1 pseudogene is annotated in these 322 nt (G+C 50.0%); it reads left to right on the forward strand.

Going from position 1 to position 322, the window contains the following annotated elements:
• Nucleotides 1–322 (forward strand): annotated as a pseudogene (locus tag RMT89_RS41980) (ATP-dependent endonuclease); the annotation flags it as partial.

A 322-nucleotide genomic window follows, 5' to 3' on the forward strand; every position in this document is an offset into this window, starting at 1 on the left:
CCGCCTCAATCGGCAGCCACCCATCGACGAGCACGACTTTTTTAGGGGCTACTACACCCCAAGTTCAGACACGGCTATAGATGACACCGAGACTGTAGGAGATGATGACACACCTCCTCCCGCGACTGGCGAGGCCGAAAAAACGGCAGATGCGCCAATAATCGAGATAGAGGTTACCGTTGCTGATCTTACTGAAGAGCAAAAAGGGGCATTTGGAGATTACATAGAGTTCTGGAACTGTGTAGAGGATGAATTCTACGATTTGCCAGAACCTGAAGGTGTTGATTCCGACAACATCACCGAAGCTCTACGGATTACCTTC

The sequence above is a fragment of the Streptomyces sp. P17 genome (genome assembly GCF_032436805.1).
In the GTDB taxonomy this organism is placed as follows: domain Bacteria; phylum Actinomycetota; class Actinomycetes; order Streptomycetales; family Streptomycetaceae; genus Streptomyces.